At 35.2% G+C, this 17,399-nt stretch carries 18 protein-coding genes and 1 pseudogene; 2 read left to right on the top strand and 17 right to left on the bottom strand.

Going from position 1 to position 17,399, the window contains the following annotated elements:
* From A9G38_RS05425 to ribH, 12 genes and pseudogenes are all read right to left on the bottom strand, one after another.
* Positions 1–285: transposase (locus A9G38_RS05425; RefSeq protein WP_141671670.1), on the bottom strand; the 285-nt coding region annotated here is incomplete at its 3' end.
* 157 nt (positions 286–442) lie between these two features.
* Positions 443–1,798 (bottom strand): glutathione-disulfide reductase, encoded by a 1,356-nt coding sequence (gorA, locus tag A9G38_RS05430; RefSeq protein ID WP_034911562.1) that lies wholly within the window; start codon positions 1,796–1,798, stop codon positions 443–445.
* 233 nt (positions 1,799–2,031) lie between these two features.
* Positions 2,032–3,456: a bifunctional D-glycero-beta-D-manno-heptose-7-phosphate kinase/D-glycero-beta-D-manno-heptose 1-phosphate adenylyltransferase HldE gene (hldE, locus tag A9G38_RS05435; protein ID WP_034911559.1), complete on the bottom strand. Its 1,425-nt coding sequence runs from the start codon at positions 3,454–3,456 to the stop codon at positions 2,032–2,034.
* Positions 3,457–3,502: 46 nt separating this feature from the next.
* The gene (tatC, locus tag A9G38_RS05440; RefSeq protein WP_034911556.1) at positions 3,503–4,273 is read right to left on the bottom strand and encodes a twin-arginine translocase subunit TatC; all 771 of its coding nucleotides are present in this window, start codon (positions 4,271–4,273) and stop codon (positions 3,503–3,505) included.
* Between the two features lie 50 nt (positions 4,274–4,323).
* A pseudogene (gene tatB, locus A9G38_RS05445) lies at positions 4,324–4,611 on the bottom strand (Sec-independent protein translocase protein TatB); the annotation flags it as partial.
* Positions 4,612–4,614: 3 nt separating this feature from the next.
* Positions 4,615–4,848: a twin-arginine translocase TatA/TatE family subunit gene (tatA, locus tag A9G38_RS05450; RefSeq protein ID WP_051634208.1), complete on the bottom strand. Its 234-nt coding sequence runs from the start codon at positions 4,846–4,848 to the stop codon at positions 4,615–4,617.
* Positions 4,849–4,934: 86 nt separating this feature from the next.
* Positions 4,935–6,476: a ubiquinone biosynthesis regulatory protein kinase UbiB gene (gene ubiB / locus A9G38_RS05455; RefSeq protein WP_051634206.1), complete on the bottom strand. Its 1,542-nt coding sequence runs from the start codon at positions 6,474–6,476 to the stop codon at positions 4,935–4,937.
* Between the two features lie 14 nt (positions 6,477–6,490).
* Positions 6,491–7,267 carry a bifunctional demethylmenaquinone methyltransferase/2-methoxy-6-polyprenyl-1,4-benzoquinol methylase UbiE gene (ubiE, locus tag A9G38_RS05460; protein ID WP_034911549.1) on the bottom strand — a complete coding sequence of 259 codons (777 nt, stop codon included), beginning with the start codon at positions 7,265–7,267 and terminating at the stop codon, positions 6,491–6,493.
* 62 nt (positions 7,268–7,329) lie between these two features.
* Complete coding sequence (gene nadR / locus A9G38_RS05465; protein WP_051634205.1) at positions 7,330–8,265, bottom strand: multifunctional transcriptional regulator/nicotinamide-nucleotide adenylyltransferase/ribosylnicotinamide kinase NadR; 936 nt, start codon at positions 8,263–8,265, stop codon at positions 7,330–7,332.
* Between the two features lie 150 nt (positions 8,266–8,415).
* Positions 8,416–9,471 carry a TrmH family RNA methyltransferase gene (locus A9G38_RS05470; RefSeq protein ID WP_034911545.1) on the bottom strand — a complete coding sequence of 352 codons (1,056 nt, stop codon included), beginning with the start codon at positions 9,469–9,471 and terminating at the stop codon, positions 8,416–8,418.
* A gap of 21 nt (positions 9,472–9,492) precedes the next feature.
* Positions 9,493–9,912 (bottom strand): transcription antitermination factor NusB, encoded by a 420-nt coding sequence (nusB, locus tag A9G38_RS05475; RefSeq protein WP_034911540.1) that lies wholly within the window; start codon positions 9,910–9,912, stop codon positions 9,493–9,495.
* Positions 9,913–9,916: 4 nt separating this feature from the next.
* Positions 9,917–10,387 (bottom strand): 6,7-dimethyl-8-ribityllumazine synthase, encoded by a 471-nt coding sequence (ribH, locus tag A9G38_RS05480; RefSeq protein ID WP_034911536.1) that lies wholly within the window; start codon positions 10,385–10,387, stop codon positions 9,917–9,919.
* 401 nt (positions 10,388–10,788) lie between these two features.
* On the opposite strand from ribH, the gene lpcA reads away from it, so the two are divergent.
* The gene (lpcA, locus tag A9G38_RS05485; protein WP_034911533.1) at positions 10,789–11,367 is read left to right on the top strand and encodes a D-sedoheptulose 7-phosphate isomerase; all 579 of its coding nucleotides are present in this window, start codon (positions 10,789–10,791) and stop codon (positions 11,365–11,367) included.
* A 1-nt stretch (position 11,368) separates the two neighbouring features.
* Entirely contained in the window at positions 11,369–12,148 is a 780-nt protein-coding gene (locus A9G38_RS05490; RefSeq protein ID WP_034911528.1) for a class II glutamine amidotransferase, read from the top strand.
* 139 nt (positions 12,149–12,287) lie between these two features.
* On the opposite strand, the gene A9G38_RS12225 is transcribed toward A9G38_RS05490, so the two are convergent.
* The 5 genes from A9G38_RS12225 to asnS all read right to left on the bottom strand — a co-directional run bounded on the left by A9G38_RS12225 (position 12,288) and on the right by asnS (position 17,388).
* Entirely contained in the window at positions 12,288–12,446 is a 159-nt protein-coding gene (locus A9G38_RS12225) for a hypothetical protein (RefSeq protein ID WP_155266125.1), read from the bottom strand.
* Positions 12,447–12,905 (bottom strand): methylglyoxal synthase, encoded by a 459-nt coding sequence (locus A9G38_RS05495; RefSeq protein WP_034911523.1) that lies wholly within the window; start codon positions 12,903–12,905, stop codon positions 12,447–12,449.
* A gap of 132 nt (positions 12,906–13,037) precedes the next feature.
* Positions 13,038–14,180 (bottom strand): porin, encoded by a 1,143-nt coding sequence (locus A9G38_RS05500; RefSeq protein WP_034911519.1) that lies wholly within the window; start codon positions 14,178–14,180, stop codon positions 13,038–13,040.
* 300 nt (positions 14,181–14,480) lie between these two features.
* A complete protein-coding gene (locus tag A9G38_RS05505; protein WP_034911515.1) occupies positions 14,481–15,701 on the bottom strand; it encodes a porin in 1,221 nt (406 codons plus the stop codon).
* 283 nt (positions 15,702–15,984) lie between these two features.
* The gene (asnS, locus tag A9G38_RS05510; protein ID WP_034911507.1) at positions 15,985–17,388 is read right to left on the bottom strand and encodes an asparagine--tRNA ligase; all 1,404 of its coding nucleotides are present in this window, start codon (positions 17,386–17,388) and stop codon (positions 15,985–15,987) included.
* Positions 17,389–17,399: the final 11 nt, after the last annotated feature.

Consider the following 17,399-nt stretch of genomic DNA (forward strand, 5'->3'; position numbering starts at 1 on the left):
CGAGCCATCTAGGAACACCCATTCAAAATCCGCTAGTTGTGATAAATGTTTGAAAATATCAACTAATATTCCTTTTTTAGACCACAAATTAAATCGCCTATAGACAGTGCTCCATTCACCAAACTCCTCTGGCAAATCTCGCCAAGGAATACCGGTTCTCATTCGAAAAAGGATCCCTTCAAACGTCATCCGATGCTCGGATTTATTATAAACTCGACAGGTATTTTTCATTATTTGTAGTAGCTTTTCCCACCGTTTATCTGTCAGCATTGTTGTTCTTGGCATGATGAATCGAGTTAGGGTTGTTTTTTGCAGAATTATTATAACTCACATCATGCCGTCTAAAAAATAATCACGAAAGATCAACACGCCCTAATTATAAAAATATTAACAAAAAAGCAGGACTAATAGCCTGCTTTTTTATTACTACTATCGGTCGTTTTTAACGCATGGTAACAAACTCTTCGGCAGCAGTTGGGTGAATAGCCACCGTATTATCAAAGTCTTTTTTAGTTGCTCCCATTTTAAGCGCTACTGCAAAGCCTTGTAATATTTCGTCCATTCCGTAACCAATGCCATGAATACCAACAATTTTTTCATCTCTCCCCACGCATACTAATTTCATTCGACAAGGTTGTCGATGCTGTGTTACTGCGGTGTACATTGCTGTAAATGTTGATTTATACACTTTTACGTTTTCTTCACCATACTGCTGTATTGCTTCTGGTTCAGTCAATCCTACTGTACCAATTGCAGGATGAGTAAATACGACGGTCGGAATATTACTGTAATCTAAATGTTCATCAGGTTTATTGTTAAATAACCTTTCTGATAAGCGGCGCCCTGCGGCAACTGCAACAGGTGTTAGCGCTATAGCGCCTGTAATATCATCACCGACAGAATAGATGCCTGGGACATTGGTGTTTTGGTATTTGTCGACGATAACAAAACCTTTATTATCAACCGCAATTCCTGCCGCCTGTAAATTCATGTCATTTGTTGCTGGATCACGTCCAATCGCCCAAATTAAACAATCAACTGTGTAACTTTCGCCATTTTCGAGGTTTAATGTTAGTGAATTATCACTATTTTTAATTACCGATTTTGGAACCGCAAAAGTATGTAATTGTTGTCCTTCAGTAGCAATAACTTCCATTAAGGTTTCAACAATAAGCGGATCAAAAGATCGTAGTGGTGTAGCATTGCGAACAAATTGATGTGTTTGTGCGCCCAAAGCGTGTAATACGCTTGCTATTTCGCAAGCAATATAACCTGCGCCAACAACTGCCACACGTTTTGGCAAGGCTTTTAGAGCAAAAAAGCCATCTGAAGTAATGCCATATTGCGCACCTGGAATATTGGGAATGCTTGGTTTTCCGCCAACAGCAATTAGAATATGATCAGCACTATAGTGTTCGCCATTTACCTCAACGGTGTGAGAGTCAACAAATTTTGCATAGCCATGAATGACGTCAACTTTGTTATTAGTAAGTACCCGATCATAAGACTGATGAATGCGATCAATATAAGCAGTTCGACTAGCAATTAATTTATCCCAATTGAATTGATTAATAGTGGTATCAAAACCGTAATCAGGACCATAATGTTTAATAGCTTCTGCAATTTGAGCACCATACCACATTACTTTTTTGGGTACACAACCAACATTAACACAGGTTCCACCTAATAATTTGGCTTCAATAATGGCACATTTTTTTCCATAGGACGCAGCTCGATTAATTGATGCTATCCCTCCACTACCACCACCAATGGCAATGTAATCATAATGTTTGGTCATAAAATATCCTTAATACTCTTTTTCGTTATTTGCTTATTAGCTTTGCATAAAGATCACAATAAAAAAAGTATTAATTTTGAAATTTAACAATAGTTATTACCGATTAATTAAAGTTGTATTAATTTTTTTTACTGATTTGTATCTTAAACAAGAATTAACTAAGGTTATTAAGAGCTGAAAAGCCAATTGGCTACTTATTTCCAAGTAGCCAATTTTATTTGTGATTATTTAGCTTAGCGTTTTTTTATTGCATTAATAATGTTGGTTGTTGAACATCCATCTTCAAAATTGAGCACTTTAACAGTTCCACCAGCAGCAATAACTTCTTTACCGCCAGCGATATCTTCAGGTTTATAATCGCCACCTTTGACTAATACATCGGGTAAAATAGTGGCTATTAATCGCTGTGGTGTTTCTTCCTCAAATGGCACGACCCAATCAACTGAATCAAGTGCACCTAATACAATCATTCGTTGCATAAGTGGGTTTATTGGTCTTGATTCACCTTTTAACTGCTTAACCGAGGCATCGCTGTTCACTGCAACTATTAGACGATCACCAAGTTTACGCGCATTAGCAAGGTAAGAAACATGTCCTGCGTGTAAAATATCAAAGCAACCATTGGTCATGACAATTTTTTCACCACGCATCCGTGCTTTTTGAACTTCTTCTTTGAGTTCTTCTTCTGTCATTACACCAAATCCGTCATCGGCACGTGCTCGAATGGCATTACTTAACTCTACTTGTGATACTGTTGAAGTGCCAAGTTTACCAACAACAACACCCGCTGCCGCATTGGCTAAGAAACAGCTTTCCTCTAAAGATTGCCCTGCGGCTAAAGCTGCAGCTAATGTGGCAATTACAGTATCGCCAGCACCTGTGACATCAAATACTTCTTTAGCTTGAGTCGGTAGATGATAAGTTGGTTTATCTAATTGAAGCAATGTCATGCCTTTTTCGCTTCGTGTAACCAATAGCGCTTTTAGTTGGTACTGTTTAATCAGTTGGTGGCCTTTTTCTATGATTTCATCTTCACTTTGACAATGACCAACTACCGCCTCAAACTCTGACATATTAGGGGTTAAGATTGTTGCACCGCGGTAACGTTCAAAATCAGTCCCTTTAGGATCAACTAAAATTGGTACATTTGCTTGATTAGCAAGCTTAATTATTGCTTGAACTGCTGATAATGCTCCTTTAGCATAGTCCGACAAAACCAATACTTTATGCGTCGCCAATGCTGTTTGAATACGCTCAAGAATAGGAGTTGCATCAATATTGCCAAATCCTTCTTCAAAATCAATACGGATCAATTGTTGATTGCGTGATAGGACTCGTAGTTTAGTTATGGTTGGGTGTGTTGAAACAGAGACAAAATCACATTGAACTTTGTGTTTACTTAGCTGTTCATCAAGAATTTTGGCTGGTTCATCAATACCTGTCAATCCGATTAGTCTCGCGTTACCACAAAGCGATGTAATATTCATAGCAACATTAGCCGCACCACCTGGTCGCTCTTCTAAAGAGTCAATTTTAACTACAGGTACTGGCGCTTCGGGGGATATCCGATTAGTTCCTCCATACCAATAGCGATCTAACATAATATCGCCTACAACTAATACATTGGCACAATTAAAATCAGGTAATGAGGTCTTCATTATGACTTATTATCCTTAATTATTCAGTTAATTCATCTTTTATCTGTTAACTATCTTTATCAGATTCATAACTGCTGTCATCTTCTGTTTTGTCGTTTTTTCGTGGTTGATAAAAACGGGCAAAAAAAGTGCCGATTTCAAACAGTAAACAGATAGGTACAGCTAGTAATATTTGTGAAAATACATCGGGAGGTGTAACAAACATTGCAACGGCAAACACTCCAACAATTATATAAGGGCGCTTTTTTCGTAGACTTTTAGGCGTAGTTATCCCTGTCCAACAAAGTAGTATAATGGCAACGGGCACTTCGAAAGCAAACCCAAAAACAATAAAGAGTGTCATTACAAAATCAAGGTATTTTGTAATATCTGTATTGATAGCTACATCAATAGGTGCAGTGTGAATAAAAAAGTAAAATGCTAGTGGAAACACCACAAAGTAAGCAAATGCAATACCAAGATAAAAGAGAATTGTGCTTGATACAATTAACGGCATTACTAGACGTTTTTCATGTTGATATAGCGCTGGTGCGATAAATCCCCAAACTTGATACAGTATGTAAGGAATTGAGATAAATATTGCCACCACAGCAGTTAGCTTAATTGGGGTAAAAAATGGCGCTGCAATATCTGTTGCTATCATGCTACTACCTTGAGGTAATTGGCTGATAAGTGGATTTGCCACGATATGATAAATATCATTGGAAAAATAGAGTAAGCAAGCTAATACTAGCAAAATACAGATAATAGAGCGTAGAAGCCGTGTTCTAAGTTCAACAAGATGTCCAATTAATGGTTGTGTAGCGTCGTCGGTCATGATTTATTTTTATCTGAGTGAGAGTGAGAATCGATCACCGTTGCAGAGTCGATCTCGTTTTGTAATGATTCTGTTACGCGCTTTAAATCATCAATTGATTCTTGAATCTCTGGCGTAAGTGTTGTTAAACCACTTTGTTCAGCCTTTTTTAGACTGTCTTGTAACTCTTGCAGTTTAAGTTCTTTATTTAATTCTAACTGTACAGTAGCAGACATTCGGCGGAGTACTTTTATCCATCCTGCAACTGTTTTTATGGCAATAGGTAACCTTTCTGGCCCTAAAACCACCAGACCAATAATTAATACCAATAGTAACTGACCAAAGCTGATGTCGAACACGGGTTACTCTTTTTTGCTATTGTTAGTATCTGTATTGTTAGTATCTGATGAGTCAATATTCTCGACTTTTTGTAAATTGTCTTGCTCTTTTTGGTCGTGGCCGTCATCATCATTCATCGCTTTTTTAAAGCCTTTAATTGATGCACCAAGATCGGAGCCTAATGTTCGTAATTTTTTTGTTCCAAATAACAAAACAACAACAGCAACTAATATGAGGAGTTGAGGCAAGCTTGGCATCATGATAATTATCTCCAGTAAGGTTAATACCTAAATTATACACACAAACTACAATTTTCCCAAATAACTAGTTTTGTGCTCAATTCTTAATGCACAATTAGTATAATAATACATAATGCACAAAATAGTGCAATCACTGTATATAAATTTTGTTCACGCTTTTTACTACGCTGAAGTTCTTGATTGATTTGTTGTAATTGAACATTCATTTGTTTGGAAATTCGTTCATAATCATTTAATTTTTCTGGTAACTGTGGCAACATGACCCGCCACTGAGGCAGCGATTCCCAAGCTTGTTGTAGTATCTTTTTAGCACTATATTTATCTCGATACCACTTTTCTAAAAATGGCTTTGCTGTTTGCCACAAATCAAGTTCTGGATAAAGCTGACGACCAAGTCCTTCAATATAAAATAGTGTTTTTTCAAGTAAGGTTAGTTGGGGTTGGATATCCATATCAAATTGACGAGCGACTTGAAATAATTGTAGTAAAATCTGTGAAAATGAGATTTCAGAAAGTGGTTTTGAAAATGCGGGCTCACATACATTGCGCATTGCCATTTCAAGTGCAATAACATCCGTTGTTGCTGGTACCCAGCCTGATGCAATATAGGTTTCGGCTATTTTTCGATAATCTCGATTGAAAAATGCTAAGAAATTTTCTGCAAGATAGCGTTGATCATCAGCACTTAATATACCAACAATCGCACAATCAATACCAATATAACGTGGATTTTGTGGTTCAGTAATATCAACAAAAATGTTGCCTGGATGCATGTCAGCATGAAAAAAGTTATCGCGAAACACTTGGGTAAAGAAAGCTTGTACTCCTCGTTCTGCAAGTAATTTCATATCAACATTATTTTGCTTTAACTGATTGATATCTGCAATGGGAATCCCTTTAATGCGCTCTTCAACCATCACATTTTTTCGGCATAAATCTTGGTAAACATAAGGGATATATAAAATGTCGCTATTGATAAAATTATCGCGTAATCTAGCCGTGTTGTAAGCTTCTTTTTGTAAATCTAACTCTTTTAATAGTGTCATTTCATAATCATGCACTATTTCAACCGCTCGTAATTTTTCGCCTGATTCAATCCGCTTAGTTAATTGTTTAGCCACCCAATACATCAAACCAATATCGGCTTGGATAACGTGTAAAATGTTAGGACGCAATACTTTGATAACTACTTCGGCTTGACTACGTTTTAATATCGCCTTATGAACTTGTGCTATTGATGCTGATGCTATTGGTTTTTCGTCAAAATCTGCAAAATAATAATCAATTGGCTGCTCTAAAGCTGACTCAATTATTTGTTTGGCAATTTTACCGTCAAAAGGGTTAACTTGGTCTTGTAATTTTGCCAAAGCATCGGCTATGTGTTTTGGTAAAATATCACGCCGAGTTGAGATCATTTGTCCAATTTTCACCCAAACTGGACCTAGTTCTTGTAATGCTAGTCGTAAACGTTCACCGATTTCTTGATGTTTTGCTTTAGTTCTAACCCAAAACATACAAAATAATAAAGTGCGCAACCATTTTGATGAACGATGTTTTGGTAACAATTCATTTAATTGATAAGCTCGAAATACAGTTAATATTTTAAACAGTCTAAAAAATGTCATTATTATTCATCGCATCAAAATTTAAAGCCAGTATGTAACGCAACTATACCACCAGTCATATTGTGATATTTCACATCGACAAATCCTGCATCTTCCATCATTTTTTTCAGTGTATTTTGATCAGGATGCATACGAATGGATTCAGCTAAATAACGATAACTTTCAGAATCATTTGCCACTATTTTCCCCATCAATGGTAACATAGTAAATGAGTATAGATCATACGCTTTATTCAGGATTTGATATTGCGGTTTAGAGAATTCAAGAATTAATAAACGCCCACCAGGTTTTAATACTCGCCACATGGATCGTAATGCTTTTTCTTTGTCGGTGACATTACGTAATCCAAATGAAATAGTAATACAATCGAAATAGTTATCTGCAAAAGGTAATTCTTCGGCATTAGCTTGTACATATTCAATGTTTTTAAATAAGCCTTTGTCGCGTAGCTTATCTCGTCCCACTTTTAACATTGATTCGTTAATATCGGCTAACACAACTAATCCATCATCACCAACAAGTTGCGAGAATTTTGCCGTTAAATCACCAGTGCCTCCTGCCAAATCTAAAACTTTTTGACCTTTACGCACGCTACTATATTCAATGGTAATTTTTTTCCAAATACGATGTATGCCAAATGACATTAAATCATTCATAACATCATATTTATCAGCAACAGAATGAAATACTTCGGCAACACGTTTTACTTTTTCTTGTTTGGGAACTTGCTTGTAACCAAAATCAATTTTTTCTTGATTTGTATCGTCTTGTTTGTCAGAAGATTGAGACATAAAAATTTACCTATCACAAATAATTGACTTATTTTAACATAAGCCACAATAAATGTGATGAACTAAATCAATAATGCTTCAACCTCTTTTGTGATTGTTTCAAAATGTTCCAGCCGTGAGGATTTTGGATTTAAATCTTTTTCATGAATGACTAAATCAAAATGATAACTGTCTTTAAAAGCTTTTAAAATTTCATTATCTTTTTGAAATAATTGCTCGTAGTACTGTGCTAATGTTTCAAAATCAATTGAGGTAAAAACAACCTTATTGGCGCTTTCAACAGCTTTTGAAATCCGTTCTACATGTAACATCGCAATTTTCATAAAATCAGATTCACTCAAATAACGTTTGTTATGCTGAGTTAAGATTTCTCGCTCAATATAATTGATATAACCATTAGGTACATATTGAGTATTATAAATATTAGCAAGTTGAATCGGTAAATCACGAAATCTATTTTGACCAACAATAGCTACTTTTTTAACAAAAAAAGGTTTTGCTGCTTGTGCGATATAAGACCAGTTTTTATAAGGATTTTCACGGATTTGTGTTGCGCTGATGCTTATAAAATCTCGATTGGCATCAACAATGATTACCTGACAGCCAAAATAGAGTTCATGATTTTTGACATCTTGCGGTTCACTAGTAAATACGACATTAGGCTTAATTTTATGTTCGGAAAGAATTTGCTTAACGCGACAACTCCAATCTTGCCATCCATTGGGATAAAATTCAATACCAGCTTCATCAAGTACATGGATATGAATATTGTGGCGATCTTTAAACGTCTCTTTTAACCATGAAAAACGGTCGCTAACTTGTGGTTGTTTGGGTAAGCGGCTTTTATCAAATAGCTGCTTATCACGTGATTCCTCACAGCCCAATATGATATGTAGCACATCAACTTGGCTCATTGCTTTTTCAATCAAATAAATATGACCACAATGTAAAGGATAAAACTTCCCGAAAATTAAACCAACTTTATGCTTTAAAGCCATAACCATTACCAAAACACACAATAACTAATAACAATTTACAGAAAAAAAAAGCAATTTCTAATCAAATCATGCTATTTGATATATTTTACCAATTATAAAAATAACTTTTACCATCCAACTAATTGATAATTAAAATAAAATAATACTTTATTATTTTTGTAAATTAGATAATAAAATACCCGTTGCAACCGAAATATTTAATGCAGGCATGTTATCATTGCCCTTTAAATGGACAACAACATTAGCACAATTAATAAGTTTTATATTAATTTGTTGAAATATAACTAACGCAACTTTTTTATCAAACTTGATTTTATGCAATTCAGTTGATGCAATGGATTTTGCCTGACACGGTAATAACGCAACAACTTGGTAACCACGCTGTTTGAGCATATCAAGTGAAGCAACAAAATCATCACTTTTAATTGATTCAACAGCCTCAATACCACCTTCTGCCACACGCATGGCAGCGCCACTATCAAGTAAATTCGTTTGACGTAATATAACGCCATTAACACCATAAAAAGTAGCGCTACGAATTAAGCCGCCTAAATTATGGGGATTATGAACATCGTCAATAGCTAAAATACAATCATGATCTTTATTACTATTGTTTTCTAAATAATCCAATAAGGTAAGTGGAACACGTTTTTTTACAATTAGGCAGACACCGCCATGGTGCTGAGTTTGAGTTATTTTACTAATTTGCTCACTAGAGATAACATCATAACCTAACCGTTGTTTGACTAACCAATCTATTAGATCTTTAAACTGGTAAGTCATCTCTTGAGTAATAAATAGTTTAACAATAGCTGTACGTCGATGTTTGAAAACTGCTTTACAGCTATTTTCACTATAAACTAAAGTTTCTTCTTTACGTTGGCGATAGCCATCATAACCAAAGGTCGGTACTTGATCATTAGAACGAACCTTTTTTTGCCATGGTGAATCATTATCGATAGATGATTGAGATTGATTAAGTTCAACATTAAACCGCTTTTTTGCAAACTCAGATTTATCATTTCGAGGTTTGAATGTTTCAATACGATCATGACGATCTCGTTTAGATTTCAACTGAAATGAATCATCTTTACGCTTCTCTTTCCATCGAGAGGGCTTTTCAATAGCCGAGCGAGAATGTTTTTTAGATTCACTATTTTTGGCGTAAAAAATAGATGGTTTATTTTTTTCGGTATTGTCGTTCATATCAATCTCACAATTAATCGGTTATCGCGTACGGATGGTTGGGGCTATTTTATCTAATACGCCATTAACAAATTTATGGCTGTCAGCAGCACCGAAGGTTTTTGTTAAATCAATGGCTTCATTAATTACCACTTTATAGGGCACATCTTGACGTTTCATTAATTCATACAGTGCGATTCTAAGTATCGCTAATTCAATTTGTCCTAATTCATCAACAGATCGTTCAGTGAGATAAGGCGTCATTTTATCATCTAATTCGGCAGTATTTTTTGCTACACCATTTAATAATTCACGAAAATACTTAGAATCGACGCCTTTCATATCTTGTTCTGCAATAAAACTTGTCTCAACATCAGCAAGATCGTTTCTAGAAACTTGCCAAGAGTAAATGGCTTGTACCGCACATTCTCTTGCTCGACGACGAGGATTAACTAATGCCACAAAATTACTCCTTAATTGCTTTAATAATATTTAGCATTTCCAGCGCAGTTAATGCAGCTTCAGCCCCTTTATTGCCTGCCTTAGTGCCTGCACGTTCAATTGCTTGTTCTATACTTTCGGTGGTTAAAATACCAAATCCTACTGGAATAGTGTTATCTAAACTTGTACTTAATAATCCAGAGCTTGATTCACCAGCAACAAAATCAAAATGCGCTGTACTACCACGAATTACGGTACCTAACGCCACAACGGCATCATATTTTTTGGACTGTGCAGCAACTTTAACAGCTAGAGGAATTTCATAAGCACCGGGAACCCAAATAACAGTGATATTTTTATCATCAACTTGTCCAATACGTGTCAATGCATCAATTGCACCATTTACTAGGCTATCATTAATAAAATGATTAAAACGTGCCACTACAATTGCAACTTTAGCTTTTGGTGCAGCAACTTTACCTTCAATCGTTTGCATATTAATTCCTTATTAATTCTATTTTAAATGCCATTTCACTCTGTTTTGCGTGAAAAAATACTTAGTAAATTGTATCACGAATTATAGACTTATCCTATCGGCAAATAGCGTTACGACCAAGTTCTATCCAATATATTATTTAAAATAAATGCAAAGAATTTAACTATTTGCAAATGTATTATTTGTTAAATTTAAAATTAATTTAAATTTTGTTGTTATTTCAACCATTATGATTAGAAATAATTTTAATTTATTTTTATTTCAATCCTTATTTTTACACTTAACAGTATACTTTCTAAAATCTTTTGTCCAAATAAGGAATTTTATTTTATCGCTTGCAAGCTATTTTGAACAAATTACAATAGTCTATATATTTATTTATTATTGATGGAGAAATCCCAGTGTATATTGACAATATTCGTGATGAATTAAACCAAGCTATTGACGTATTAACTAATTTTGTTTCAGACGATAAAAATCTCCAACAAATCCAAAAAGCTGCTATTTTAATTGCTGATTCGTTTAAACATGGTGGTAAAGTTTTATCATGTGGTAATGGTGGCTCTCATTGTGATGCTATGCATTTTGCTGAAGAATTAACTGGTCGCTATCGTGATAATCGCCCTGCTTATCCTGCGATTGCCATATCAGATGTAAGCCACATTTCGTGTGTAGGTAATGATTTTGGATTTGATTCTATTTTTTCACGTTATGTTGAAGGTGTAGGTCAAAAAGGTGATGTGCTTTTAGGTATCTCAACTTCAGGAAATTCAGCTAACGTGCTTAAGGCTATTGAAGCAGCAAAACAAAAAGGAATGAAAATTATTACGTTAACTGGTAAAGATGGTGGTAAGATGAATGGACTTGCTGATGTTGATATTCGTGTTCCACATTTTGGTTATGCCGATCGTGTGCAAGAAATCCACATCAAAGTTATTCATATTCTTATTCTGTTAATTGAAAAAGAGATGGCAAAATAATATGTGTGAATTATTGGGTATGAGTGCTAATGTGCCAACCGATATCTGCTTTAGTTTTACTAGCTTAATTAAACGAGGTGGGGACAAAGGTCCTCACAAAGATGGTTGGGGAATTACTTTCTACGAAGGAAAAGGTTGCCGAACATTTAAAGATCCTGAGCCTTGTAGCTATTCGCCTATTGCTAAAATGGTGAAAGAATATCCCATCAAATCTAAAGCTGTGATTGCTCATATTCGACAAGCAAATCGAGGCGGTGTCGCACTAGAAAATACCCACCCATTCACCCGCGAACTCTGGGGTAAAAATTGGACTTTTGCCCACAATGGACAATTAACCAATTACCAAAATTTAGATACAGGGCTTTTTCAACCTGTTGGAGAAACCGATAGCGAATTTGCCTTTTGCTATTTAATTAATCAATTACAGCAAAAATATTCACAAAAACCTGTCGATGATCTTGAGCTATTTAATTTTATTAAGCAATGTGCCAACCAATTAAGCCAACTAGGCATATTCAATATGCTACTTTCTGATGGGCAATATGTGTTTGCCTATTGCACAACAAATTTGCATTGGATAACCCGCAAAGCACCATTTGGCAAAGCAAAATTATTGGACGAAGATGTAGAAATTGATTTTCAAAAACATACAACACCCAATGATATTGTTACTATCATTTCAACCTTACCATTAACTTCAAATGAGATATGGCAAAAACTTAATACTGGCGAAGCGATTTTATTTAAAGATGGCAAAATTAGCCAATCTTCCGCATTTTAATAGGGTGCTTGGTGACTCATTTTTAAATTGATAATGCAGATAACTTAAAGTTATCCATAATATTATAGTTTTTTAGCTAGAGCAATCAGCAATACCATTGCCAATAATATACCAAAACCTTGTGAACAAATTGCCGAAATCATAACGCAAAAACAACAAAAAGTGCACTCCAACAAACTTGGCTAACAAAGTGGGTTGAAACAAGCAGAAACACAACATAAAAACCCAAGACAATAAACAGATTATCAAGTAAAAGTATTTGCCGACCTGTTTTACGAATTTGAGGTGGTATTGGCATTTATTTAACTCTTTGAGTGAAATAGTTTTGATAATCAGGAATTTCAATATCAACTTCTTGCGTAAAAATAGAAGATTGAATCAATGCATTAGCTGTGGATTGATTAGTGGCAACTGGAATATTCCAAACAGTAGATAATCGTAACAACGCTTTCACATCTGGATCGTGAGGTACAGCATTAAGTGGATCCCAAAAAAAGATTAAGATATCAATTTTACCTTCTGCAATTAATGCACCTATCTGCTGATCTCCCCCCATCGGACCACTTAACATTGGCGTGATATTTAGTCCTGTTTCTTGCTTTATTAATGTTCCAGTAGTGCCCGTGCCACATAAATTATGACGAGAAAGCTCTTCACGATTTTTTTTACACCAACTTAATAAAGAATCTTTCAGGTGATCATGAGCAACTAAAGCAATATTTTTTTTAGCTAGTAATTTACGTGTGGTATATAGCATCATTGTATCCTAATTCATTATTATATTTTTTAATTTTTAACAGAGTATTAATCAAAGCGCAAGGGTTATTTAATTGATAATAGATAATAAAAAAGGCACCAAAGTGCCTTTTAAAAATAAAGATACAATCAATTAGAATTGGTAAATTAAACCAAGTGCTACTGTGTCTTTTGTTGTGCCCTTGATTTGTGATTTAGTAAATGAACCATCTTCATATAAAGCACGACGTGCACCGATATCATCTTTATCTAACAAGTTAATTTTATAATCGATAATAGCTTGTAGGTTTTTGTTAAAGTCATAAGTTAAACCAACATCAACATATTTAGCTAAATCATTACCTTTAAGCCCTGCATCACTTGAATAACTAGATGCGTCTTTAACTTTATGTTGGATATAAGCAACAGATGGCGTTAAACGTCCTACTTCAAAGTCAATACCATATTGAGCAACTAATTCATAGCCTTTGGTTTTTAAATCATCAGCGCTACGAGTAGTTGAGGCATTATCCCAGCCATATTTTTGTTTACCTTGAATATATAACGCAGCTAAATAAAGGTTGTCGTTGTCATATTTAATACCAGCTGACCATGCTTTAGCATCTTTATGACCACCAGTTTGTGCATAACCAGCACCAACAGATAAACCAGTATCAAGCACATCCCAATCAACAACTGAACCCCATGCTTCAGCACTATTGCGTTTATCATTAAGAGTATAATTACCGAAATGACGCGTTGAGCTGTTATCTCCATTATCCGCATATTGAACGGCAAAACGTAAACCATTCACTAAGCCAAAGAAATCTGAATTACGGTAGGTTGCAACTGCTTTAGTACGAGCCGTTAATGCATAAAGATCATTATCAGAAGCATCACCACCAAATTCTGGTAAAACGTCAGTGTAAGATGTTAATGTTTTTAATACACCATCATTGCGACCATAGTCGAATGAACCAAAATCACCAAAGTTTAAACCAGCAAATGCATAACGAGTTTCATTATCAGCATTTTTACCTGTTTTTGCTTCATACTCCCAACGACCATAGCCAGTTACGCTGTCGGTCACTTGTGTTTGACCTGACATACCTAAACGTGCAGTGGTCTTGTCACCTTCACCTGTTTGGTTATTGCGATCAGTAATATAGTTTAATGCGTAAACACGACCATAAAAGTCAACTTTATTACCGTCTTTATTCCACACTTCAATAGAAGCGTTTGCTGTACCTGCAATTAAAAGTGCAGGAATAGCGATTGCTAATAGATTACGTTTCATTTTTTACCCTCAAAGGTATTTTGTATTATTAAAGATGCAAATTGCTTTGCTCTGGTTTAACAAATAACTGCTAACAATTAGCAATTATATTATTACTGTGATAGCCATTTTGCCTAATAAACATGGCTCTAATGCTACATTGCCTATTTAACAATGGAATTTAGATTTATTCTGCGAATTTTCGAATATTTTAATATTTATTATAAATTTTTTTAGGCATAAAATGTTTTTTTAGGTGGGAATGAATTTAAAAGATGAAAAAAAAGGCACCCAAGTGCCTTTTTATAAGATATTAAGAGATTAGAATTGGTAAATTAAACCAACACCTAACACATCTTTAGTACCTGGTTTATTTGTGTGACGATCACGTTGAGCATTGGTGTTATCTCTCGCACCTACATCTTTACGATCAAGAAGATTGAATTTGTATTCAACAATCGCACTAAAGTTTTTGTTTAGAGCATATTCTGCACCTAAAGACACATATTTAACTAAATCACGACCCTCTCTACGAGAACGACCATCAATTAAAATTCGATCATCATTACGATTTAATCTATGTTGTACATATGCTAAAGAAGGTCTTAATGTACCGACTTCCAAATCAATACCGTATTGAGCAACCAACTCTACGCCTTTGGTTTTATCATCACGAACATGTCTAAATTTACTTTTATGTTTAGATTCAAAATAGTTCGCAGCTAAATAAAGGTTATAGTTATCATATTTGATACCGCCTGTCCAAGTTTTAACTTTTCCAGGATTTTTATACGGACGTCCATCAGCATTAGAACTGTAGTAATCATCGTCCCAATCATCATCCCAATCATCGTCCCAATCATTATTTAAATCATGGTTGCCCTTAGATTTAGCTGAACCTGCAGTTTGCGCATAACCTCCACCCACAGTTAAACCAGTGTCAAAGATTCTCCACTGTGCAACAGCACCAAATGCTTCTCTAGAACCTTTAGCCCATCTATCAGAAGTATTTGAAGTATCACCATTATCAGCATATTGTAATGCAAAGCTTAAATCATCAAATAAACCGAAGAAATTATTGTTACGGTAAGTTGCAACAGCTTTAGTACGTTCTGAAAGTACGTTCCAATTGTTGTTTGATGCATCACCACCAAATTGTGGTAATACGTCAGTATAAGCACTAATTGCTTTTAACACACCGTCGTTACGGCCATAGTCAAATGAACCTAAATCACCAAAATTTAAGCCAGCAAATGCATAACGTACTTCATTATCAGAATTTTTACCCGCTTTAGCTTCGTATTCCCAACGACCATAGCCAGTTACGCTATCAGTGATTTGAGTTTGGCCTGACATACCTAAACGAGCTGAAGTATCATCACCTTCGCCTTTTTGACCACGGTCAGTAATGTTGTTAGCTGCTTTTACTCGACCGTAAAAGTCAACTTTATTACCATCTTTGTTCCAAACTTCGATAGATGCATTTGCACCAGCTGCGACTAAAAGCGCAGGGATAGCGATTGCTAATAGATTACGTTTCATTTTTTACCCTCATGGTTATTTTTTAAAAAGACACTTCCATAAGTTTAGCGTCAATTTTCGTACAATAATTATTCATCCAAAAAATAATATTTTTATCTATTATTTTTCTACTTTTTACAGTAGTGTAAATTATGTATAAATTTTTTTTAAAATCAAGCGAACTTTTCATTAAATGTAGTGTCTAAGTCTAAATTTAAGCCTGTTTGATTGTTTTTTAAACTAAAACAGATTAATATCTACACCTGTAACTCTTAATAAATTCTTGTTAGGGATTTTAATCAACTTAAAAGTTTGCATTACGCGGCGTTCTTGGGAATGGGATAACATCGCGCACATTTTGAACACCTGTTACATAAACAATTAAACGTTCAAAACCAAGACCAAAACCAGAATGCGGCACAGTACCGTATCGACGTAAATCACGATACCACCAATAATCTTCTTTTTTTAGTCCCAATTCTTCCATGCGCTTATCCAACATATCTAAACGTTCCTCACGCTGAGATCCACCAATGATTTCACCAATTCCTGGCGCTAAAACATCCATTGCCGCTACCGTTTTACCGTCATCATTCATACGCATATAAAACGCTTTAATATCTTTCGGATAGTTTTTTACTACCACTGGTGCTTTAAAATGTTGTTCAGCTAAATAACGCTCATGTTCTGAAGCTAAATCAATTCCCCAGCTGACAGGGTTTTCAAATTTAGCATCACAATTTTGTAATATAGTGATAGCATCAGTGTAATCCACTTGAGCAAAATCAGCATTAATAAAGTTTTCAAGACGATTGATTGCTTCTTTATCGACATGCTGAGCAAAAAATTGCATATCATCAGCTCGTTTTTCTAGCACTTCTTTAAACACATATTTCAACATATCCTCAGCAAGCTTAGCGTTATCATCTAGATCAGCAAATGCTACTTCAGGCTCCATCATCCAAAACTCAGCTAGATGGCGAGTAGTATTTGAGTTCTCTGCTCTAAATGTTGGACCAAAAGTATAAACTTTAGAAAGTGCACAAGCATAAGTTTCAGCGTTTAATTGTCCAGAAACGGTTAAAAAAGCTTCTTTACCAAAGAAATCTTTATCAAAATCAACTTTACCATTATCAAATTTAGGCAGATTTAGCATATCAAGTGTTGAAACGCGGAACATTTCGCCCGCCCCTTCAGTATCTGATGCGGTAATAATAGGAGTTGATAGCCAATAAAAGCCACGATCATTAAAAAACTGATGAATTGCTTGCGCAAGCGTATGGCGTACACGCGTTATCGCACCAACAATATTGGTTCTTGCACGCAAGTGAGCCACTTCACGAAGATATTCAATTGAATGGCGCTTTGCTGCCATTGGGTAAGTTTCGGGATCGTCAACAAAGCCATACACTTCAACTTGTGTTGCTTGTAATTCATATTTTTGACCTTGACCTGGTGACTCCACTACTTTACCAGTGACTTTAACGGAACAACCAGCTGTTAGACGCAAGATTTCTTGTTCATAATTAGGTAAATTATTTTCAATAACAGCTTGAATAGGGTCAAAGCAGGAACCATCGTAAACAGCTAAAAATGAAATACCTGCTTTAGAATCACGGCGAGTTCTTACCCAGCCTTGAACTGAAATAGTGCTACCAACAGCAATTTTGCCTTGTAACACATCAACAATAGGTGCAACTGAAGTCATTTAATTATCCA

It is taken from the genome of Gilliamella sp. Imp1-1 (genome assembly GCF_001690415.1).
Lineage (GTDB): Bacteria > Pseudomonadota > Gammaproteobacteria > Enterobacterales > Orbaceae > Gilliamella > Gilliamella bombi.